Annotated in this window: 1 protein-coding gene and 1 pseudogene; both read left to right on the forward strand. The window is 67.4% G+C overall.

What is annotated here, in order from left to right; all coding sequences use genetic code 11:
* Window positions 1–15: 15 nt before the first annotated feature.
* Window positions 16–7,524, forward strand: a pseudogene (locus ACSEEN_RS15890) (amino acid adenylation domain-containing protein); the annotation flags it as partial.
* 156 nt (window positions 7,525–7,680) lie between these two features.
* Window positions 7,681–24,792, forward strand: coding sequence for a non-ribosomal peptide synthetase (locus tag ACSEEN_RS15895; RefSeq protein WP_440713700.1), 17,112 nt, complete (start codon window positions 7,681–7,683; stop codon window positions 24,790–24,792).
* The last annotated feature ends 74 nt before the right edge of the window (window positions 24,793–24,866 follow it).

Genomic DNA, 24,866 nt, shown 5'->3' on the forward strand with positions numbered 1-24,866 from the left:
TGGTGGAGGACGAGAGTGCCCGATCTGATCGATCTCGCGGCGATTGACGATTCGACGGCACTCGTCTTCGGGGAACGGCGAGTACCGCGCCGGGAGTTCGCTGCTCGAGTCGCGGTGCTGGCGCGCGAGCTGATCGATCGGGGCGTCGGCCCGGACGTCCCCGTCGCGGTGGTGATGCCGCGTTCGGTCGAGTTGCTTGTCGCCTTGCACGCGATCATCGCCGCGGGCGGAGCCTACGTCCCGGTGGATCCCGAGGCACCCGCCGAGCGTGCCGCGTACATGGTGTCGACGGCGGGGGCGACCCTCGTGCTCGTGCGCGCGGGCGAACTGCCGCCGGCGATCCGGGGGCTCGGTGAGGGCGTCCAGTTCGGGGAAGTCGATGCTGACGGCGCGGTGGACCTGGACGTCGCGCTGGTCACCGACGCGGACCGGAACGGTCCCCTGCGGCCCGAGCACGCGGCCTACACGTTGTTCACTTCCGGGTCGACCGGACAGCCCAAAGGTGTGACCGTCTCGCACCGCGCCATCGCGAATCGGCTCGCCTGGATGCGGGACTGGTATGCGATCGGCGCGTCCGACGTCTTCGTGCAGAAGACTCCGGCCACTTTCGACGTGTCGGTGTGGGAGCTGTTCCTCCCAGCCGTCGTCGGGGCGACCCTGGTGATCGCGGAACCCGATCGGCACGGCGAACCGGATTACCTCGCGGACCTGATCCAGCGTGAGCGGGTCACGGTAGTGCACTTCGTGCCCTCGATGCTGGCCGCCTTCACTGATGTCCTCGGCGCGGAACTGGGCGCGCTGCGGTCGCTGCGGCTCGTGTTCACGTCGGGAGAGGCGCTCACCGCCCCGGTCGCCCGGAGGCTGATCGACGTGCTGCCGGGCGCTGCTCTCCATAATCTGTACGGTCCGACCGAGGCCGCGGTCGACGTCACGGCGCACCACGTCGTCGCCTCCGATTCCACGATTCCCATCGGTGTTCCGGTCCCGCGAACCAGCGCCTACGTTCTCGACAGCAGGCTGCAATGGGTGCCCGCGGGTGTGCCCGGCGAGCTGTACCTGGGCGGCGTGCAACTCGCCCGGGCCTATGCCGACCGGCCCGATCTCACCGCCGAGCGCTTTGTCGCCGATCCGTTCGCGGCCCCGGGCGATCGCCTCTACCGCACCGGGGATCTCGTTCGGTGGAGCTCGGGCGGTGAACTCGAGTATCTCGGCCGCACGGACTTCCAGGTGAAGCTCCGTGGCCAGCGGATGGAGCTGGGCGAGGTCGAAGCCGTGATCCTGTCGGCGCCCGGAGTGGTGAACGCCGCCGCCGCGGTCGTCGACTTTCCAGCGGGTGCTCAGCTCGTCGGTTACGTCGCCCCGGAGTCCGTCGACCCGGCCGCGCTCGACGCCGCGATGGCGGCCAAGCTGCCCGAGTACATGCGGCCGAGTCGCTGGGTCACGCTGCCCGAGCTGCCGCTGAACGCCGCGGGCAAGGTCGCTCGCCGGCAACTGCCCCGACCGGAGGCGCCGGCGCTCGAGTACGTGGCACCGGAGTCCGAGGCCGAGCGACTGGTCGCCGACGTGTTCGCGGGGATTCTGGGCGTCGACCGGGTGTCGGTGAGCGAATCGTTCTTCGACCTCGGCGGCAATTCGCTGGCCGCCACGCGGGTGGCGGCCCGGGTGAGCGACGTGCTCGGGGTCGCGGTGTCGGTGCGGGACGTCTTCGACGCCGCCACGGTGCGCGCACTCGTCGTGGCCGTCGCCGGCCGTCGACCGGCACTCGCACCGGTCGCGCCGGTGGTGCCGCGTCCGGAGCGCATACCGCTCTCCTTCGCTCAGCATCGCATGTGGTTCATCAATCAGCTCGAGCCGGAACTGCCGACCTACAACATCCCGGCCGTGTTGCGGTTGACCGGCGAACTGGATCTCGGCGCGCTCCGGGCGGCGCTGGCGGACGTCGTCGAGCGTCATGAGGTGCTCCGCACCACGTTCCCCAGCGTGGACGGGGAGCCGTATCAGAGCGTGAGCCCGGCCGCCGAGGTGGCGACCCGGCTGGATTGGGCCGAACTCGACGATCCCACCGAGTTCGAGGCCGCCATGCGCCGCGGCTTCCACGTCGGAGTGCAGTGGCCGCTGCGCGCGCGTGTGCTGCGTGTGAACGACCGCGAGGCGCTGTTCGGGATCGTCGCGCATCACATCGGCTACGACGGACAGTCCTTCGGGCCCTTGGTGGCCGACTTCGTCACCGCGTTCGCCGCACGAGCACGCGGTGAGGTTCCGGTCTTCCTCCCGCTGCCGGTGCAGTTCGCCGACTTCGCCCTGTGGCAGCATCGGGTGCTGGGCGACCCGGCGGACACGGAATCGGTGCTCGGCCGGCAGTTGAACTTCTGGCGGCAGCACCTCGCAGGTGTGCCCGACGTGCTGGAACTGCCGACCGATCATGTCCGGCCGCCGGTGGCCTCTCATGCCGGCGACGTGGTCCGGTTCGCCATTCCCGGCGAGGTGTCACAACGCCTGGACGCCTACGCGGCGGATCACGGTGTCACGCGGTTCATGGTGCTGCATGCGGTGTTCGCCCTCCTGCTCGCCCGGCTTGCGGCCACCGACGACGTCGTGCTCGGCACGCCGATCGCGGGTCGCGGGCAACGCCAACTGGACGGGCTCGTCGGCATGTTCGCCAACACGCTCGTGCTCCGGACCCGCATCGATCCGGCGGCCTCCTTCGAGGCGCTGCTCGCGACGGTGCGCGACACCGACCTCACCGCCTTCGAACACAGCGAAGTGCCTTTCGAGTCGATCGTCGATGCGCTCAATCCGGTCCGGTCCGAGGCGTTCTCACCACTTGTCCAGGTGATTCTGTCGGTGGATCCGTTGTCGGCGAGTGACACCGTGTCGGTCGGGGGACTCGACGTGTCTCCGGTCGACATCACGGAGATCCCCGCGCAGCTGGACTTGGATCTCACGCTGCTCACCGATTCGGAGGAGTGGATCGGCAAGCTCACCTTCGCCACGGATCTGTTCGAGCGGTCCCGGATCGAGCGGATGGGCGAGCAGTTCGTCCGGGTTCTCGGTGCGGCGCTCGCGGCGCCTACGACGGCGGTCGGCGACCTGCCGTTGCTGGCGGCCGGCGACCGGGCGGCGCTGGTCCGCGAGTCGGTGGGGCCGGTGCGGCCGGTGCTGGACGAGACGATCGCCGATGCGGTGGCAGCCAGTGCGGCGCTGGTGCCGGACGCGGTGGCGCTGGTGACCGGCGGCCGCGAGATCTCGTACGCGGAGTTCGGCTGTCGGGTCGGTGACCTCGCCCGTCGCCTGATCGCCGCGGGCGTGGCATCCGACGATGCGGTGGGCCTGGTGATGGACCGAAGCGCCGAATTGGTCATCGCGGTGCACGCGATCCTCGCCGCGGGTGGGCAGTACGTGCCGATCGCCGTCGACTCGCCGGTCGACCGCGCCACCTATGCGGCCGCGACGGCCGGTGTGCGGCTGGTCCTGGTGCGCGCGGGTGCTGAGCTTCCCGAGTTCGTCTCAGAACTGGCGGTACCGGTGATCGAGGTGGACGCCTCGGGGGACCTGCCCGTCGGGGCGCGGCCCCTGGATCCGGCCGAGCGGCAGCGCCCGCTGCGGTCGTCCGATGCCGCGTACACGCTGTTCACCTCGGGATCGACCGGCCTGCCGAAGGGCGTGACCGTGTCGCACGGCGCGGTGCGCAACTTCGTGGCGTGGTTCGACGAGACGGTGCCCGCCGGCGCGCAGCGTCTGCTGTTCAAGACTCCGCACACCTTCGACGCCTCCGTGCTGGAGCTGTTCTGGCCGCTGGTCGCGGGACAGACGATGGTGATCGCCGACGTCGGCGGTGAGCGTGATCCGCGGTATCTGGCCGAGGTGATCAACGACGCTGAGGTCTCGGTCGCGCAGTTCGTGCCGTCGCTGCTGTCGGCGTTCCTGGACGTCGTCGACGATGCGGAATTGTTGCCGGGCCTGCGGGTGCTCTTCTCCGGCGGCGAGGCGTTGCCGCCGGCCGTGGCGAGGGACTTCCGGCGACGAGTGCCGCACGCGAAGCTGGTGAATCTGTTCGGACCGACGGAGGCTGCCGTGTACTCCATGTCGGCGGTACTCGATGTGGTGGGCGAGACGGTGCCGATCGGCGCACCGATGGCGAACACGACGGCGCTGATTCTGGACAGCCGTCTGCAGCTGGTGCCCGTTGGGGTGGCGGGCGAACTGTACCTGGGTGGTGTCCAGTCGGCGCGCGGCTACGCCGAGCGGCCGGATCTGACCGCGGAACGATTCGTGGCGGACCCGTTCAGCGCTCCCGGTGCGCGCCTCTATCGCACGGGTGACCTGGCGCGCCGCACCAGCTCCGGTGCCCTGGATTACCTGGGCCGCACGGACTTTCAAGTCAAACTGCGGGGGCAGCGCCTGGAGCTCGGCGAGGTCGAGTCCGCGATCGCCGCGGCCGAGGGCGTCGTCCACGCGGCCGCACGGGTGGCCGCGGGCCCCGCCGGAGATCAGCTGGTGGGCTACGTGGCACCGGCGTCGGTGGACACCGGCGCCGTGGCCGGTGAACTCGCCCGGCGCCTGCCCGGGTACATGGTGCCCACGGTCTGGGTCGCCCTCGACGAGATGCCGCTCAACACCGCGGGCAAGGTGGATCGCCGGGCCCTGCCCGAGCCCGAGTTCGAGGCCGTGGAGTACATGGCCCCGGCCACCGCGGCCGAGGAGTCGGTGGCGGCGGTGTTCGCGGACCTGCTCGGTGTGGAGCGGGTGTCGGTGACCGCGTCGTTCTTCGACCTGGGCGGCAATTCGCTGGCGGCGATGCGGCTGGTCGCGCGGGTGGCTGACGTGTTGGGCGTGCAGGTGTCGGTGCGGGATGTGTTCGACGCGCCGTCGGTGCGGGAACTCGTCGCCGCGGTCGCCGACCGCCCCGCAGCCCTGCCGCCGGTGACCGCGCAAGAGCCGCGTCCCGGCCTCATTCCGCTGACCCGCGCGCAGTTGCGCATGTGGTACCTGAACCAGGTCGATCCGTCCTCGGCGACGTACAACGTCCCGATGGCCGTCCGGCTGAGCGGAGACGTCGACGTCCAGGCGCTGACCGCCGCGATCCGCGACGCACTCGACCGCCACGAGGTGCTGCGGACGATCTATCCGGCGCAGGGCGCCACTCCCCGCCAGGAGATCCTCGCGGTGGACGCGGCGCTCGAGCGCTTCGACTGGGCCGAGGCCGGTTCGCTCGACGACCTGATCTCCGCGGCGACCACCGGGTTCGACGTCTCGACGGACCTTCCGGTCCGCGGACGGATCCGGCGCGGCGACGACGGCGTCGTCGAACTGGCGATCGTGGCGCACCACATCGCCTTCGACGGAGAGTCCACTCCCGTCCTGCTGCGCGACGTGCTCGCCGCCTACGCCCACCGGGTGGACCCGGCGGCGCCTGCACAGCCGCAGCTCGCCGTGCAGTACGCCGACTTCGCGATCTGGGAGCACGATGTGCTGGGCGACGCGTCGGACCCCGAGACCCCGCTGGGCCGCCAGACGGCGTACTGGCGCGAGAAGCTGCGCGGTCTCCCCGAGGTCACCGACCTGCCGATGGACCGGCCGCGGCCCGACGTCTTCGACAGCCGCGGTGACCTGGTGACCCTGGTCGTGGACGACGAACTCGCTCTCGGGATCGACGAACTGTGCCGGGCGTATCGGGTGACGCCGTTCATGGTCACCTATGCGGCGCTCGTGGTGCTGATCGCCCGACTGGCCGCCACGTCGGACGCCGTGGTCGCGGCACCAACCGCCGGCCGGACCAGCGCCGCCCTCGACGATCTGGTCGGCATGTTCGTCAACACGCTGGTCCTGCGCGCTGACGCCGCACCGGGCCACTCGGTCGACGATCTGCTCCGGGCGGTGCGCAAGGACGTGCTCGACGCGTTCGCCAACGCCGACGTCCAGTTCGACGAGCTGGTCGAGGTGCTGGCGCCCCGGCGCTCGACCGCCTACTCGCCGCTGGCCCAGATCGCGTTCACCTTCGCCGAGCAGCCCGCGCACGACGACGCGGTGTCGGTGGGCGATATCCAGGCCGAACCGGTCGAGGTGGGCGGCCACGAAGCCAAGTTCGACCTGATGGTGGTCGCGGCGGCCAAGACCGCGGCGACCCCGATGTCAGTCGGATTCCTGTACTCGGCGGCGCTGTACGTCAAGCGCACCGTCGAGGGATTCGCCGAGGTGTACCAGCGGATTCTCGCGGCGATGGTGGCCGATCAGCGCGTCGCCATCGGCGACATCGACATCCTCGGGCCCCGGGCCCAGGACCGCGCTCCGGAGCCGCGTGTGGCGGCGGGGAGCACCGGAGGGCACGTCGAGGAGGGCACGCTGATCGAGCTCCTGTCCCGGCGCGAACTGGACGGATACCACCCGGCCCTGATTTGCGGCGACGAGGAGATCGACTACGACGAGTTCGAGGCCCGCACCGATCGGGTCGCCCGGGCACTGCTCGGGCGGGGCGTGACCCCGGACGACGTGGTCGTTCTGGGCCTGCGACGGTCGATCGACTCGGTGGTCGCGATGTGGGGCGTTGTCAAGGCGGGTGCCGCGTACGCGGCGATCGATCCGGACGGGTCTGCGGGACAACTTGCGGTCCTGCTCGACGGCTCGTCGGTGGCTCTCGCGGTGAGCCGTGCCGAGGATGCCGACGCCCCGGGACTCCAGGGCCGGGAGTGGCTCGATCTCGCCGAGTTGGCGGCGGAAGCCGACTCGGCGGCGCCGATCAGCGATGCGGAACGCGGCTGTCCGGTGCGGGTGGCGAACCTGGCCTACGTCGTGGGGCCGGCGCAGTCCGGCGAGCGCGCCGGCCCGGTGGCCATGCCGCAATCGGGAGCGGCCGGCCTCGTCGCCGCCTTCGGGAAGGTCACCGGGACGCTCGACGACGATCCGGACACGCGCATCCTGCACCTCGCGAAGCCGGGCACCGATCGCGCCTTCGCTGAGACCGCCTGGGCCGTCACGATGGGGCACACCCTGGTGATCGTCGCGCCCGGCAGCGAATCGGGCGGCGACCTCGGCGAGATCCTCGATGCCGGCGAGGTGACCGATCTGATGGTCACGCCCGGGGACTTGGACTCCGTCGATCCGGACAGCGCCGAATACGTCCGTAACCTCATCCTGGTCGCGGCGTCGTGTCCGGACGAGGTCGTCGTGCAGTGGCAGGCCCGCGGACGCCGTCTCTTCACCGCGTACGACGACGCGGGGATGATGGGCTCTGTGACCCGGTCCCGGGTGACCGGCCGCGCACCGATCACCGCCGGCCGGCCGGTCGACGGGGTCGCGGTGCGCGTACTCGGCGAGCACGCGACTGCGGTCCGTGCAGGCGAGACCGGCGCGCTCGCCTTCGCCGGGAGCGGCCTCGCGCGGGGCTACCTCGGTGCAGCCGCAGAGACAGCCGCGCGCTTCGTGGCCGATCCGTGCGGCGAACCGGGCACGAGGATGTATCGCGCGTCGGAGTGCGGGCGGATCGTCGAGGACCACCTCGAGATCGTCGTGGAGGGATCGGAGTGACCGCTCCGACAGGTGAAGCCTCCGTTCGACTGACTGCCTGTGCGCCGTGCGCCACAGTATCGTTGATGGTTGCGTTGGGAGTCCGTGAGCGCTGCGTGGAGACGCGTTCGGCGAGGTAACACTCGGTGATCGCGCGGCGATTAGGTCAGTGGCGCGGTGCCGCACGAAGGGAAATTAGTGTTTGAAGAAGGTACCTCGCGAGGCCGTACGATCCACGGGAGGAGCGTCGAAGCGGGAACGCTGCTCGACTTCCTCGCCACCCGGGATCTCGACGAGGACCATCCCGCACTGATCTGCGACGGTGTCGAGGTCTCCTACGGCGAGTTCGAGGCCCGCACCAACCGGATCGCGCGGGCATTGCTCGCCCGCGGCGTCCGGCCCGACGACGTCGTCGCGGTGGGTATGGAGCGGTCGATCGACTCGGTGATCGCGGTGTGGGGCGTCGTCAAGTCCGGTGCTGCCTACCTGTCGATCGACCCCGCCTATCCGGACGAGCGCATCGCCCACATGCTCGACGACTCGGCGGTCGAGTTCGGGATCACCCTGGCGGATACGCGCGAGCGCCTCGGCGACACCCGCTGCACCTGGATCGAGGCGGCCGCGCTGGAGGCCGAAGCCGACTCCGGTGCGCCGATCGCGGATGTCGAGCGCACTGGTTCGGTGCGGCTGGCGAGCCTGGCCTATCTGATCTACACGTCCGGTTCGACGGGGCGTCCCAAGGGTGTAGGGGTGTCGAACGCAGGGATCGCCGACCTCGTCGCGAACTACCGCAAGGTCACCGGAGCCCGCGAGGACGACCCCGACACCCGGGTGTTGCACGTGGCATCTCCGAGCTTCGATGCGTCGTTCTTCGAGATGGCCTGGGCGATCACGGCCGGGCACACCCTCGTCATCGCACCGCACGCCGACTACGCCGGGCCCGCGCTCGACGCCGTGCTCGAACGCGACGAGGTGACCGACCTCGTGATCACGCCGTCGGTGCTGGCCACACTGGCCCCAGAGCGGGGTGAGTCGGTGCGGAACCTCGCGACCGCCGGTGAGGCGTGCCCACCGGAACTCGTCGAGCGGTGGGCGGCGCGGGGACGCCGTCTCTGGAACTTCTACGGTCCGTCGGAGACGACGGTCTGGGCGACGCGCGCGCGCATGATGCCGCGCAAGCCGATCACCATCGGCCGCGCCGTGATCGGATTCCGCGCATACGTGCTCGATCCGCGTCTGCATGAGGTGCCGACCGGTGTGGTGGGCGAACTCTATCTGTCAGCCGCGGGACTGGCGCGAGGCTACCTCGGCCGCGCGGCGCTGACCGCGACCAGCTTCGTCGCGGACCCCTTCGGCGCCCCGGGCGACCGTATGTATGCCACCGGCGACCTGGTTCGTGTGGTCAAGGGCGACCTGGAGTTCGCCGGCCGGGCCGATCATCAGGTCAAGATCAACGGTCAGCGAGTCGAACTCGGTGAGATCGAATCCGTACTCGAGGAACAGTCCGGCGTCGCGCAGGCCGTCGTCGTCGGACATGACGTGGAGCAGGGCGGGCGCAAGCACACCCAGTTGGTCGCCTATCTGGTTTCCCGGCCGGGGGCGAGCGTCGACGTCGACTCCGTCGCCGCGCACATCGCCGACCGGCTCGCCGCCCACATGATCCCGTCTCAACTGTTCGCCATCGACGAGATCCCGCTGACGCCGGCCGGCAAGCTCGACCGCACGGCGTTGCCCAGCCCGGACGCGGGCTCCGCCCGGGGCGCGTACGTCGCGCCGGAGACCGACGGGGAACGCACCCTGGCCGCGATCATCGGTGGCTTGCTTGGCGTGGAACAGCTCAGCGTCACCGAGTCGTTCTTCGCGCTCGGCGGTGATTCGATCATGTCCATTCAGGTCTCGTCGGCAGCCAAGGCAGCCGGCCTGCCCGTCTCACCGCGGGACGTCTTCCAGTACAAGACTGTCCGGGAGATCCTCCGTGGCGTGGAAGCCGATGCCGACGCGGTGCCCGCACTGGCGGAGTCGAGTGGCGGCGGTACCGGGAAGGCGTCGCTCCCGCCCATCGCGCAGTGGATGGTCGAATCGTCGTCGGGGGATCCTGCCGCGTTCGCCGATTTCAACCAAGCCAACCTTTTCGCGGTCCCCGCCGGCCTCGACACCGCTCAGGTACGGGAGATCCTGGCGGCCGTCGTCGCCGCCCATCCGATGCTCAGCGCGCGACTGAGTCGGACCGAGGAGCGATGGACGCTGGTCGCGGGCGAACCGTTCGACGCCGAGACGGCGCTCACCGAGCGTGACGCCGATATCGCAGCTGACTCCGCGGACTACAGCGCCCAGATCCTCGACGCCTATGCTCATGCCGAAGGGCGACTCGACCCCGCTGCGGCACGGCAGGTGCAGGCGGTGCTGGTCCGCTTCGCCGACGGCCCGAAACGTCTCGTCCTCGTCGTTCATCACCTGGCAGTGGACGCGGTCTCCTGGTCGATCCTCATCGAAGACCTCGCGACGGCGGCCGCCCAGGTCGCGGCCGGGCAGCCGATCTCGTTGCGGGCCGAGGCGACTTCCGAACGCGCTTGGTTCGCTGCCCTCGACGCAAGGCGTGAGGAGCATGCAGGCGAACTGGACTACTGGCTGCAACAGTCACCCGAGCAGCCCACCAGGTTCAGCGAAGAACCGGTGCGCGAGACGCTGATCGGAGCATCGACGTCGCTGACGCACCAGATCCCGACAGTCCTCACCGAACGGCTGCTCGGTGACCTGCCGCAAGCTTTCGGCGGAACGCTGACGGATGTGCTGCTCGCCGGACTCGCCCGGGCGATTCGCTCGTGGCAGCGCGACGTCGGCATCGAGGATACCGAGCCGGTCACCGTGATGAGCGAGGGCCACGGTCGCTACGAGGACGTGCTGGAGTCCGGGTCGGATCCGCGGCGCAGTGATCTGTCGCGGACGGTCGGCTGGTTCACCACCATCGCTCCGATGCTGATCGACCCAGCCGACGACATCGTCCACGCGGTGAAGGCAGCCAAGGAAGCCCGGATCGGTCAGCCCCTCCATGGAATCGGATTCGGGTTGCTCCGCTACGGCGGCGACACCGAACTCAGTCGGCGGCCGTTGCCCTCAGTCGCCTTCAACTACCTCGGTGGCCGCGGTGTATCCGTCGACGCCTTCTCTGCCGAGGCCGCGGCGGTAGACGATCTGCTGCTGCCCGCATCCGGTCCGAGCTTGCCCGGTGGTGCCGGCAAAATGGCCGAGACCGGCGTGTTGGCGATCAACGCCAGTACCGTCGCCGGCGCCGACGGGCCGGTGATCGTCGCCAGTGTCCGCTTCTCCGAGGCGGTGATCTCGTCGGCGTACGTGCGGGACATCGCCGGACGCTGGACCGCCGAGGTCGAGGCGGCGGCCGCCGCGGCTGATCTCGGAGATGTGGGTTTATCGCCGTCAGACGTGCCGGGCACGGGGGTGACCCAGGCCGATCTCGATGACCTCGCGGCGGCGTATCCGGGCGCGGCGGTCTGGCCGCTCACCCCGCTACAAGCAGGCATGTACTACCAGGCGCGTGTCGTTGGCGCCGATGAGATCGACGTCTACCTCACGCAGGCACGGCTGCAGTTTTCCGGAGAGCTCGACCTCGCGAAACTCGACGAGGCATTCACGTCGCTGATGCAGCACCACAGTGTGCTCCGCTCGGCGTATGTTCAGTGCGAGAGTGGCGCGGTGGTCGCTGTGGTCCCGGACCGGGTGAAGAGCCCGATCCGGGTGATCAACCTGCACGGAGTGGCCGAAGACGAGGTCGCCGAACGGGTCCAGGCGATGATGGATTCCGAACGGGTCCAGGCCTTCGATCTCGCCGCACCACCGCTGATCCGGGCCGCGGTGGTCGACCACGACTTCGGCACTGATGTGGTGGTCACCAACCACCACATACTATTCGACGGCTGGTCCGGGCCGCTGGTGCTGGCCGACCTCCTCGCGCTCTATGCGACGGGGAACCCCATGACACCGGCGCACGAGTACGACTTCGGTGACCATGCGCGCACGGTGGCTGCGGCAGATCTACGGCAGGCGCTCGAAGCGTGGGCAGAGGTACTGGCCCCGGTCGACGGTCCCACGCGTCTCGGGGGAACAGCGCTTGCCAAGACCGATTCGGTGCCGCAGGACCATAAGGTTCTGCTCGATCCAGAGCTCACCCGACAGCTATCCGACTTCGCTCGCAAGGCGGGGGTCACGCTGGCGATCCTCCTGCAGGGCGCATGGGGGCTGTTGCTCTCTCGGGTAACCGGCCGCCAGGTGGTCACCTTCGGCGAGACGGTCGCCGGACGGCCCGCGGACGTGCCTGGTGTGGAAACCATGGTCGGACTGTTCATCAATACCATTCCGGTGGTCGTCGACCTCGATCCTTCGGCGTCGTTCTCGGACGCCCTCGAGACGCTGTACCGGGACAAGGCGCGGCTGCTCGATCACCAGACGGTGGGTCTGCCGGTGATCGCTTCGGCGTCGCGCCATGCGCTCGACTTCGACACGCTGGCAATTCACGAGTCGTATCCCGTCGACACCGACTCCATCGTCGAGGCTCCGCTGGGCGACCTCGCCCTGCAGGGAGTGTCCGGCCGCGACGCAACTCATTTCCCACTCACCTTGGTCAGCGCGGAGATCGGCGACCAGCTGATGCTCCGCCTGAAATACCTGCCGTCGGTGTTCGACGAGGCGCAGGTCGCCGAGTTCAGCCGGGTTCTCACGCAGATCCTGCGGTTCACCGCCGGACATCCCGACGTTCCCGTTGACGAGGTCCAGCTACTCGGCCCCGATGACAGCGGTGCCATCGCGGTACTCGAACGCGGGCCCCTGCATCAGGTGCCGGAAGCCGTGACAGTCGCCGACGCGATGGCCGATCAGGCACAGCGGACGCCGATGGCAGTGGCACTGGTGGCCGGAGACCGAGAGGTCACCTACGGTGAGTTCGCCGCGCAGGTCAACCTGCTCGCCCGATCCTTGATCGACGCGGGCGTGGGCCCAGAGACCTCGGTGGCGCTATGCCTGCCGAGGTCGGTGGAGATGATGGTCGCGGTACACGCGGTGATCACCGCGGGCGGCCAGTACGTTCCGATCGATCTCGACACTCCCGCTGACCGTGCGGAGTACATGCTGCACACCTCGCAGGCCAAGCTGCTGCTGATCTCTGATCGTACGGTCGCGGCGGGTGCGGTGGCCGCCGCGGCATGCACCGGAATCGAGTCGATCGAAGTGGACGCCGGCATCGACGTCGACCATGCGGCACCGCGTGCGGCGCGGGTGACCGACGCCGACCGGCTGACACCGTTGCGCCGCGACGCGGCGGTGTACACGCTGTTCACCTCGGGGTCGACCGGCCGACCGAAAGGTGTGACGCTGACGCACCACGCGGTGCTGAATCGTCTGTGGTGGGGTCTGAACGAGTTGCCGATCGATGGCACCGATGTTGTGGTGCAGAAGACCCCGTACACGTTCGACTGCTCGGTGCCGGAATTGTTCGCTCCATTGATGGTGGGTGCGAGGCTGGTCGTGCTGAAGCAGGGTGGGCACCTGGAGCCGGTGTACGTGGCTTCGGAAATCGCCCGTACAGGTGCGACGATGGTGCACTTCGTGCCGTCGATCCTGTCGGCGTTCCTGGATGTGGTGCCGCCGTCGCAGCTGGAAGCGTTGCGGTCGGTGCGGATCGTGTCGACGACGGGCGAGGCATTGCCGCCTGCGGTGGCGTCGTCGACACGTGCGGTGTGGCCGGAGGCGCTGTTCTACAACTTGTACGGTCCTACCGAGGCGGCGGTGGAGATCACCTACCAGTCGATCGGAGAGGTTCATGCCGATGATCCGACGGTGCCGATCGGTGTGCCGGTGTGGAATTCGTCGGCGGTGGTGCTCGATGCGCGTCTGCAGCGGGTGCCGGCGGGGATTCCGGGTGAGCTTTACCTAGGTGGTGTGCAATTGGCGCGCGGCTATGCCACGCGCGCGGATCTGACTGCCGAGCGGTTCATCGCCGATCCGTATGGGGAGCCGGGTGCTCGGCTCTACCGGACCGGTGATCTGGTTCGGTGGCTGTCGGATGGGGCGCTGGAGTACTTGGGCCGTACGGATTTCCAGGTGAAGTTGCGGGGTCAGCGGATCGAGCTGGGCGAGATCGAGGCGGTCTTGGCGGCTGCACCGGGTGTGGTGTTGACGGCGGTGACCGTCGCGCCTTCCCCGGACGGCGGCGAGCATTTGGTCGGGTATGTGTGTGCCGGTCCGGGGGAGACCCTGGATTTGGAGGCGGTGAAGGCGTCGGCGGTGGCGGCGCTACCGGGGTACATGGTGCCCTCGGTGTGGATGGTCGTTGACGATATCGCCTTGAATACAGCAGGCAAGATCGACCGCAGGTTGTTGCCGGCGCCGGAATTCGGGGTGCTGGAAGCCGAGCACGTCGCGCCGTCCGGTGAGGCAGAGTCTGCGGTGGCGGTCGTGTTCGCCGATATTCTGGGTGTTGAACGGGTGAGCGTAGCCGCGTCGTTCTTCGATATGGGCGGTAACTCGCTGTCGGCGATGCGGCTTGCGGCGCGGGCCGGGGATGTGCTCGGAGTCGAGTTCTCGGTGCGGGATGTGTTCGATGCGCCGTCTGTGCGCGAGCTTGTGGCGGCAGTGGTTGATCGGGCGCCGGCGTTGCCGCCGGTGAGGGCGGTGGTGCCGCGTCCGGAGATGATTCCGTTGTCGTTTGCGCAGCAGCGGATGTGGTTTATCAATCGTTTGGAGCCGGAGGCGCCGACGTACAACATGCCGGCGGTGTTGCGACTGTCCGGTGAGGTGAATGTAGAGGCGTTGCGGGCGTCGGTGGCTGATGTGGTGCGTCGGCACGAGGTGTTGCGGACGAGTTTCCCCGATGTCGATGGCGTCCCGGTTCAGCTGATCGCTCCCGAGTCGTCGGTAGAAGCGGACCTGGCGTGGCGTGACGTCGATTCGGTGGAGGCGTTCGAGGCGGCGGTAGCGGCAGGTTTCGATCTGGCGGTGGCGTGGCCGATTCGTGCGGTGATCTGCCGTCAAGAAGGCGCGATTCTGTTTGCGGTGGTGGCGCACCATATCGGTGCTGATGGTGAGTCGATGCTGCCGTTGGTCACCGATGTGCTGACCGCGTATGTTGCGCGGGCGGCCGGTGAGGTGCCGGTGTTTGCCCCGTTACCGGTGCAGTTTGCGGACTATGCGTTGTGGCAGCACGCGGTGCTGGGTTCTCCGGATCAGCCGGATTCAGTTATCGGGCGTCAACTGGCCTACTGGCGCGACCACCTCGCCGGCATTCCCGACGTTCTAGAATTACCTGCATCGCGGCCGCGCCCCGCCGTAGCTTCACGCGACGGTGCGCTGGTCCACTTCACGATCCCAGCGTCGACTACTGAGCAGATAGTCGCGCTTACTCGGGACGCGGGAGTGACTCCGTTCATGGTGGTGCACGCGGGCTTGGCGGTGTTGTTGGCTCGCCTTTCAGCGACGAATGACATCGTGATTGCGACTCCGACCGCAGGCCGCGGTTCGGAGGTTCTCGACCATTTGGTGGGCATGTTCGTGAATACGCTGGTACTGCGTATCCCGGTAGACTCGTCAACGACATTCGCGGAATTTCTCGAGCAAGTCCGGGAAGTCGATCTGAAAGCCTTCGTTCACGCTGACGTTCCGTTCGAGTCGGTAGTCGATGCTCTGGATCCGGTTCGCAGCGAGGCCTTCTCGCCGCTCGCGCAGGTCCTCTTGTCCTTCGATGCGGCGGCTTCCCTGGCAAAGACCGATGTCGCTGTTGCTGGATTGTCTGCCGAGCCAATCGCTCCTCCGGTGGTCCCGGCGCGCATGGATCTGTCCTTTTCCGTAGCGTCGGGTGCGGCAGGCCAGGATTGGGCAGCTTCGGTCACGTATCGGACAGATCTGTTCGATGAGTCGGTCGTTCAGGACCTTGCTGAACGGTTCGTCCGGCTACTCGGCGGGTTGACCGAAGTCACGACGAAGGCAGTTGGGAGCGTTGCACTGACCGGGGATCGTGAGCGTGCCGCACTGCTGGCAGCGTCCACGACGCCGGCGCTGCCGGCCGATGGCCGGTCGATCGTCGAGATGATCGACGCTTGCGCTCTGGCGACTCCGGATTCGGTTGCAGTAACGGACAGCAGTGCGGCGTACACCTATCGCGAACTGATCGGCCGTGCGGATGCGCTTGCAGTACGTCTCGTCGCATCAGGGATAGGTGTTGATGACGTCGTCGCTCTGGTCCTTGATCGGTCGGTGCACTGGGTCGCGGCGATGCTTGCCGTCTGGAGAGTGGGCGCAGCCTATGCGCCGGTGGACCCGCAGGGTCCGGTCGGACGACTGGAAGCGCTGCTTGAGGATGCCTCGGTCGTCGCCGTCGTCACGCGTCCGGGCTGGGCTGACGGTGATGGCTGGGCAGCAGCGGTCGGAACGGTACCGGTGGTCGCGATCGATGACGAGGTCGTCGACGTGATCGCTGGGTGGTCTCCGGTTTCGAAGGGTCTTGGGTCGCGCCTGGGCTACGTGATTACCACGTCGGGCTCGACGGGCAGACCGAAGCCGACCATGGTTGCAATGGACGGCGTCGAGAACACTGTGCGCTGGTACCGGAGCGAGCTCGGGTTTTCCGAGAGCGACAGCATGTTCGTGGCCTCGTCTCCCAGTTTCGATCTTACGCAGAGGAACATCTGGGCTCCGCTGTCGTCGGGCGCCGCAGTGCACCTCGCCGACGCGGTGTTCGACCCTAGCCAGATCGTTGCCGCCGTCGCTGACCGTTCGCCGACGGCCATGAACGTCGCGCCTTCGGCTCTCGGCGTGATCGTCGAAGCGGACACCCATCACGTACTTCACACACTTCGGCTGATCGTCGTGGGTGGCGAGGCGGCTCAGCCCGCCGTCCTCTTGCCGTTCCTGCGCGCAGGCGTGGGAGTCGTGAATGCGTACGGACCGACTGAGACTTCTGCGACGGTGTCTCGCCACCGGATGTCTGAGAGCGATCACCTCACCGTGCCGATCGGTACTCCTATTCCGGGAGCGGAACTGTACGTCCTCGACGACCGCCTGCAGCTGGTGCCGATGGGTGTCCCGGGCGAGTTGTACATCGGCGGCGTACCGGTGGGCAGGGGGTATGCGGCTATGGCGGGCCTGACGGCGACCCGCTTCATCGCCAGTCCGTTTGATGCCACGGGGTCACGCCTATACCGAACCGGTGATTTGGTGCGATGGAACTACAGTGGGGAATTGGAATTCCTCGGCCGCACCGATTTCCAGATCAAGTTGCGGGGCCTGCGGATCGAGCTGGGCGAGATCGAGGCAGCGCTAGCGAACTCGCCCGGTGTAACTCATGCCAAGGCGTTCGTTGACACCGACCCCGATGGCCGGGAGAACCTGGTCGCCTACGTCGCTCCGGCCACGGCGGACATCGATGAGATTAAGCGTGCCATCGGCAGGTCGTTGCCCGAGTATATGGTGCCCACCGGATGGGGTCTCGTCGACCGGATCGAACTCAACTCGGCTGGAAAGGTCGATCGGAGGTCACTGCCGGCTCCGGACTTCATCACAACGACCGAGTACGAGGCTCCGGCAGGGGCGAGTGAAGCCCGGGTCGCCGAGGTGTTTGCGAATGTGCTGGGCGTGGACCGAGTGTCCGTGACGAAGTCATTCTTCGATGCGGGCGGCAATTCGCTCAGTGCGATGCGTTTGGTCGCCCGAGTCTCGGAAGCGCTGGGCGTCCGGGTGTCGGTGAGAGATGTATTCGACGCGCCAACGGTGCGTGACCTCGTTGCGACATCCGTTGATCACGCCGCAGCGCTGCCGCCGGTGACGGCGGTGGTGCCGCGTCCGGAGCGGATTCCGTTGTCGTTCGCGCAGCAGCGGATGTGGTTCATCAACCGCCTCGATCCGGCGTCGCCGGTCTACAATCAGCCGACCGTTTTGAAGGTCACCGGAGCACTCGATCTTGCGGCTTTGCGGGCTGCGTTGGTCGACCTGGTGGTACGGCACGAAGTGCTCCGGACATCATTCCCGGAAGTGGATGGTACGCCGTTCCAGTCGATCGGTAGCGCCGCGTCTGTCGCCGCTGCGCTTGATTGGGCGAACTCACCTTCACTTGATGACCTCCAGGCGGAGGTAATGGCAGGCTTCGATCTGGTGCGGGAGTGGCCGATTCGGGTTCGGGTGTGGACTGGCTCTGCCGAGGAACACGTTATCGCGATCGTGACGCACCACGTCGCCTTCGACGGCGAATCGCGATTGCCAATGATCGCAGATCTGCTCACCGCCTTTGCGGCTCGGGTCGACGGGCGAATCCCCGAATTCGAGTCACTGCCGGTGCAATTCGCCGACTATGCGATCTGGCAACACACGGCCTTGGGTTCGCCAGACGACGCGGAATCGGTAGTCGGGAGGCAGCTCGAGTACTGGGCTGATCAGCTCGAGGGTCTTCCTGACGTGCTGGAGTTGCCAGGTGATCGAACGCGCCCGGCGCGGGCAAGTCACCGCGGTGCAATGATCCAGTTCCAGATTCGGGCTGACGTCTCTGACCGTATCGGAGACCTCGCCAAACAGTTCGGGATGACGCCGTTCATGGTGGTTCACGCGGCCCTGAGTGCGTTGCTGGCGAGGTTGTCAGCGACGGAGGACATCGCGATCGCGACACCGGTCGCCGGCCGGGGTCAAGCAGAACTCGACAGCCTCGTCGGGATGTTCGTGAACACGCTAGTGTTGCGGACCCGAGTTGAGTCAGGTCTGAGTTTCGAGAATCTGCTGAAGCTGGTTCGAGAGACGGATGCGGACGCATTCGCTCATGCGGACGTTCCGTTTGAAGCTGTCGTGGACGCCGTTGACCCAGTGCGCAGCGAGGCGTTCGCCCCACTCGCGCAGGTGATGTTCTCGTTCAACTCGGTGGTCCCGGCAGCCGACGCCGAGACAGTGCTCGCTGGCCTCGAGTTCGAGGTGATGTCCTCCGACAAAGTACCGGCCCAGGTGGATCTCGGTGTTTTGGTATCCGCGTCCGTGGATGGACCGTGGGTCGGCTCTTTGGTATATGCCGAGGATTTGTTCGATGTGTCGTCGGCGCAGGTGTTTGCTGATCGCTTCGTGGTGTTGCTTGATGCGTTGACTGCTGATCCGGCTGTTGCGGTGGGTGATGTGCCGGTGCTGATCGGTGATGAGCGTGCTGCGGCGCTAGCGGCGGGGACCGGGCCGGTGACCATTCGGCAGGCTCGGGGTGGAGCGGAGGTTGCCGCAGTCTCGGTTTCGGATGCGGTTTCGGCGCAGGTGGATTTGACGCCGGATGCTCCGGCGTTGCTGTTCGAGGGGCGTGAGGTTTCGTACGCCGAGTTCGGTGCCCGGGTGGCGACATTGGCGCGTGAATTGATCGCTGCCGGTGTGGGTCCGGATGTGGCGGTCGGTGTGTGTATCGATCGAAGTGTGGAACTGCTTATCGCGATTCATGCGGTGACCGCTGCCGGTGGACAGTATGTGCCGGTTGATATGGATACGCCGGCCGAGCGTGCGCGAGTGATGCTGGAGACTGCGGCCGGTGACATCGTATTGGTGGCTGCCGGTGTGGTGCCAGAACCGGTGTCGGGTCTGTCTGGTGTGCGGGTGGTCGAAGTCGACGCCTCGGGTGAGGTGGATCTGTCGGTTTCGCCGGTGACCGATGCGGATCGGTTGGCTCCGGTGCGCGGCGCGAGTGCTTTGTATACGTTGTTCACCTCGGGGTCGACGGGTGTGCCGAAGGGCGTGACGGTGTCGCACGCGTCGGTGCTGAACCGTCTGCGGTGGGGACTGGATGCATTCCCGTGGTCTGCTGGGGATCGGGTGATTCTGAAGACGCCGTACACCTTCGATGTGTCGGTTCCGGAGTTGTATGGCCCGGTGATGTCGGGTGCGACGACGGTCGTCGCGAGTCCGGATGGGCACCGGGATCCGGGGTACATCGCGGATCTGATTGCCGAGACTCACGCGACGAGTGTGCATTTTGTTCCGTCGATGCTATCGGTGTTCCTGGATGTGGTCGATCGAGATCGGTTACGGTCGCTGACTTCGTTGAAGTGGTTGTTCGCATCTGGTGAGGCTCTTGCCCCCGCGACGGTGGCGGCCGCGCGCGAGGTGTGGCCGAGTGTGGAGATCCATAATCTGTTCGGTCCGACCGAGGCTGCGGTCGAGGTGGGCTGGGCCGATGTTTCGGATGCTCCGGCGTTGGTGACGATCGGTACGCCGGTCGCGAACACGTCCATGCTCGTCCTCGACGACCGAATGGAGCTGGTTCCGGACGGGGTTCCGGGTGAATTGTACTTGGGTGGAGTGCAAATCGCGCGCGGATACGCCGGTCGGCCAGGATTGACTGCGGAACGCTTTGTTGCAGACCCGTTCGTGGCACCGGTCGCAACGGTCCTGTCGGTACCACCCGTCCCGCCAGTGCCTACGGTTCCGCCAGCGCCTCCGGTCCCTCCTGTCGCGTCGGCGGTTCCGACAGGTCCAGCCACACCGGCTGCTCCTCTTCCTCCCCTGGAGCCGTTGGCGCCCCTCGCGCCGCTAGCTCCCGTTGCGTCGACTGCACCGGTTGCGCCGGTTCCTCCCGTCGTCCATGGTGCCCGTTTGTACCGCACCGGCGATCTGGTCCGGCGCTTGGCCGATGGATCGCTCGAGTACCTCGGACGTACCGACTTCCAGGTGAAGCTGCGGGGGCAGCGGATCGAGCTCGGTGAGATCGAGTCGGTGGTCGCCGGCGGGCAGGGTGTGGTTCATGCTGCGGCGACGGTTGCGACGGCACCGGCCGGTGGCGAGTTCCTGGTCGGGTATGTGTCGCCCGCATCGGTCGACCTCGAGGCGCTGAAGACTCATGTGTCCGGCGCGCTGCCGGAGTACATGCGGCCAAGCGTGTGGATGCTGCTCGACGAGGTGACGCTGAACTCGGCTGGCAAGCTGGATCGTCGTGCGTTGCCTGCGCCAGACCTGACTGGCACGGAGACCGAGTACATCGCACCTGTCGGTGAGGCTGAAGTGGCGCTTGCTGCGGTGTTCGCTGAGGTGCTGGGTGTGGAGCGAGTCAGCGTGACGGAGTCGTTCTTCGATATCGGCGGCAACTCGCTGAGCGCGATGCGGGTGGTGGCCCGGGCCGGGAACGCACTTGGTGTGGAGCTATCGATCCGGGATCTATTCGAAGCTCCGTCGGTACGTGACCTTGCGGCAGTCTCGGCAGGTAAGGATGCGGCGTTGTCGCCGGTCACCGCGGTCGTGCCGCGGCCGGATCGGATTCCGCTCTCGTTTGCGCAGCAGCGGTTGTGGTTCATCAATCGGCTTGATCCGGCGTCCGCCGGTTACAACCAGCCGACCGTGCTGAGGGTGAGCGGCGAACTCGACGTCGCCGCGCTGCGCGCAGCGATCGTCGATGTCGTCGTGCGGCACGAAGTGCTGCGGACGACGTTCCCGTCCGACAGCGGTGTCGCGTACCAGGAGATCGGTGAGGCGGCTTCAGTTCCCGGCCGCCTCGATTGGGCAGTGGTGTCGTCGCAGGCGGAGATCGAGTCCGCCGTGGCGACCGGTTTCGACTTGGCGCGCGAATGGCCGCTCCGGGCGAGGGTGTGGGAGTCGGTTCCAGGCGAGTTCGTGGTCGCCTTGGTGACGCATCACATCGCCTTCGACGGCGAATCGCGGATCCCGCTGGTCAGTGATCTGCTTGCGGCCTATACCGCGCGAGCCGCGGGCCACGCGCCGGACTATCCGGCGCTGACGATCCAGTTCGCCGATTTCGCGATCTGGCAGCACGAGGTGCTGGGTTCTCAGTCCGACCCCGAATCGGTAGTCGGGCGTCAACTCGAGTACTGGCGAGGTCAGCTCGCCGGGGCGCCGGACGTGCTGGAGCTGCCGTCCGACCGGTCTCGGCCGGCCGTGGCGAGCGGTCGCGGCAAGCAGCTGGAGTTCGGCATCCCAGAAGAAGTCGGTGAGCGGGTGTTGACGCTGGCGCGCGAGCACGGCGTGACGCCGTTCATGGTGCTCCATGCCGGGCTGGCGGCGCTCCTCGCGCGGCTGGGCACGACGGACGACGTCAGTGTGGCGACGCCGATCGCCGGCCGCGGTGATGCGGTGCTCGATCCGCTGGTGGGCATGTTCGTCAACACGCTGGTGCTGCGGACCAAGACGCGCTCTGGATTGCCGTTCACCGAGTTCTTGGACGTGGTCCGCACCGTCGATCTGGACGCGTTCGCACATGCCGACGCACCGTTCGAGTCGGTGGTCGAGGCGGTGAATCCGGTGCGCAGCGAGGTATTCCAGCCGCTGGCACAGGTGGTGCTGACGGTGAACCAGGGCGGGGGAGTCGAAACCCCGGCCGTCGATCTCGGTGACCTGCGGGTGGAGCCGATCACCTCTGAGGAACTGCCGACGCAGTACGACCTGCACATCGGAGTCGGCATCGAAGCCGGCCGTGAATGGCACGGCGTGCTGCGCTACGCGACCGATCTGTTCGACGAGGCTACGATCGAGCAGTTCGCGACACTGCTGGTGTCGGCGCTGGATGCGCTCACTGCTGATCCGACGCTGCCGATCGGCGGCGTCGACCTGCTGAATGACGCCGAGCGCGCGCGGTTGGCTCGGCTGCCAGCGCCGGTGGTGCCCGCTGCGGCGGGGCGTTCGTTGGTGGAGGCTTTCGCCGGATCGGTGCGGGAGCACGGTGCGTCGGTGGCGGTATCCGCCGGCGGTGGGTCGCTCTCCTACGCCGAGCTCGACGCGGCGTCGGATGCGGTGGCTGCCGGACTGGTCGCTGCCGGTGTGCGGCCTGGGGATCTGGTGGGTCTGGCTACGGCGCGGTCGGTGAATCTGGTGGCGTCGATCGTCGGTGTGTTGAAGGCGGGCGCGGCGTATCTACCGCTGGACACCACCAACCCGGTGGGCCGATTGCACTTCATCATCGCCGACGCGGGGGTGTCGGTGATCCTCGCCGATGCGTCCACGCAGGGCCATGATCTGTGGTCCGGTGTCGGTGGCGCGGTGCGGGTTCTGGATGCCGATGCACTGGTGACCGAGGGCAATCGTGCCGGTTTCACCGCGATGACGGTGTCGCCGGCATCCCGGGCGTATGTGATCTACACGTCGGGTTCGACGGGGCTCCCCAAGGGCGTCGAGATCACGCACGCTGATGTGCGCGCGCTGATGAGCGCCGCGACTGCCGACTTCGACTTCCGTACGGATGACGTTTGGACGATGTTCCACTCCTACGCCTTCGACTTCTCGGTGTGGGAACTATGGGGACCGCTGTTGTCCGGTGCTCGGCTGCTGGTGGTCGATAGGGAACTGGCGCGTGATTTCGATGCCTTCCTGAGCGTGCTCGAGGACGAGCGGGTGTCGTTCCTGAATCTGACGCCGTCGGCGTTCTATCAGCTCATCGACGCACGCCGACGCCGTCCGGACGTCGATCTGGCGTTGCGCTATGTCGTATTCGGTGGTGAGGAACTCGGGTTCGATCAGGTGCGCCGCTGGTTCAGTGAGAACCCTGACGACCCCGCGCAACTGGTGAACATGTACGGCATCACCGAGACGACGGTGCATGTCAGCTTCCGGCCGATCGATCGGTCCGCGGTGTCGGCGGATGATCCGTCGTTCATCGGTCGTGCGTTGGGTTCGCTGGCGATTCGAATTCTTGATGACCGGATGCGGCAGGTTCCCGCCGGGGTGGTCGGAGAGATGTATGTGGCCGGTGCGCAGCTGGCGCAGGGCTATCTGGACCGACCGGCGCTCTCGTCGACGCGCTTCGTAGCGAATCCGTTCGCGGTGGACGGCTCACGTCTGTACCGTACCGGTGACCTGGCGCGCTGGGTCGGCGAGGACATCGAGTACATGGGTCGTGCCGACGGCCAGGTGCAGTTGCGCGGATTCCGTATCGAGTATGGGGAGGTCGAGGCTGCGCTGCTGTCCGCCGACGGGGTGACCGGCGCGGCGGCCTCGGTGGTCGCCGATACGGCCAGGGGCGATCTCCTGATCGGCTATGTCGTCGCTGATCACGGCATCATGCTGGACGCTCAGATGGTGCGCGCGGACGCGGGGGCGCGAGTTCCGCGGTACATGGTGCCGGATCTGGTGATGGTGGTGGATCGGCTGCCGTTGACTGCGAACGGAAAGCTGGACCGTAAGGCGCTGCCCTCGCCGGTGTTCGACGGTACCGGCGACCATGTGGCAGCGGAGTCGGAGACCGAGCGCGCCGTGGCCGCCGTGTTCGCCGAGGTGCTCGGTGCCGATCAGGTCAGTGTCACCGAATCGTTCTTCGACGCCGGCGGCAACTCGCTGAGTGCGATGCGGGTGGTTGCCCGGGCCGGTGAAGCTCTGGGCGTCGAGTTGTCGATCCGGGACCTTTTCGATGCGCCGTCGGTCCGTGAACTTGCTGTCGTGGCCGCTGGCCAGGCTCCCGCCTTGCCGCCAGTGACCGCGGTGGTGCCGCGTCCGGAACTGGTGCCGCTCTCGTTCGCACAGCAGCGGATCTGGTTCATCAACAGGTTCGACCCGTCATCGCCGACGTACAACATCCCCGCGGTGCTGAGGATCACCGGCGAACTCGACGTGAACGCTTTGCGGACCGCTGTCGCCGACGTGATTCGCCGACACGAGGTGCTGCGGACGAGCTTCCCCGATGTTGACGGCGTGCCGTGCCAGTTGATCGCGTCGGAAGCTGGTGTCGATGCGGAGCTCCCGTGGATCGACGCGCCCTCGGCGGCGGAGTTCCGCGCAGCAGTGGCCGCAGGATTCGATGTGGCCACGCAGTGGCCGATCCGGGTCGTGATACACCCTGAACACGAAGGCTTCCTTTTCGCGATGGTGGCTCACCATATCGGCGTTGACGGTGAGTCGATGTTGCCGTTGATGAGCGACGTGCTGGCGGCTTACTCGGCCCGGAGTGCCGGTCAGGTCCCGGAGTTTGCGCCATTGCCGGTGCAGTTCGCCGACTTCGCCATTTGGCAGCATGAGGTGCTGGGTGCGCCTGACGATCCAGATTCGGTGCTGGGTCGCCAGCTGGCGTTCTGGCGGGACACCTTGACGGGTATCCCGGATGTGCTGGAGCTACCGGCAGACCGGTCGAGGCCGGCCGTGGCGTCGTACGCGGGCGCGAGGGTCGGCTTCTCGATTCCGGCCGACGTCGCTGCTCGGGTCGCCGAGGTGAGCCGGGCCTCTGGTGCGACGCCGTTCATGGTGGTGCATGCGGCGTTGGTGGTGTTGTTGGCGCGGTTGTCTGCGACGCTGAATCACCCCAGGTTTTCTGCCGCTCCTATACGGGGTGCAGCTCTCGGTTGAGGGCGGCGTAGTAGGCGGACTCGAACTCGGCGGGCGGGACCGTGCCGATGCTGGAGTGGAGCCTGTCATTGTTG

Source organism: Gordonia marina (genome assembly GCF_052036135.1).
Taxonomy (GTDB): domain Bacteria; phylum Actinomycetota; class Actinomycetes; order Mycobacteriales; family Mycobacteriaceae; genus Gordonia.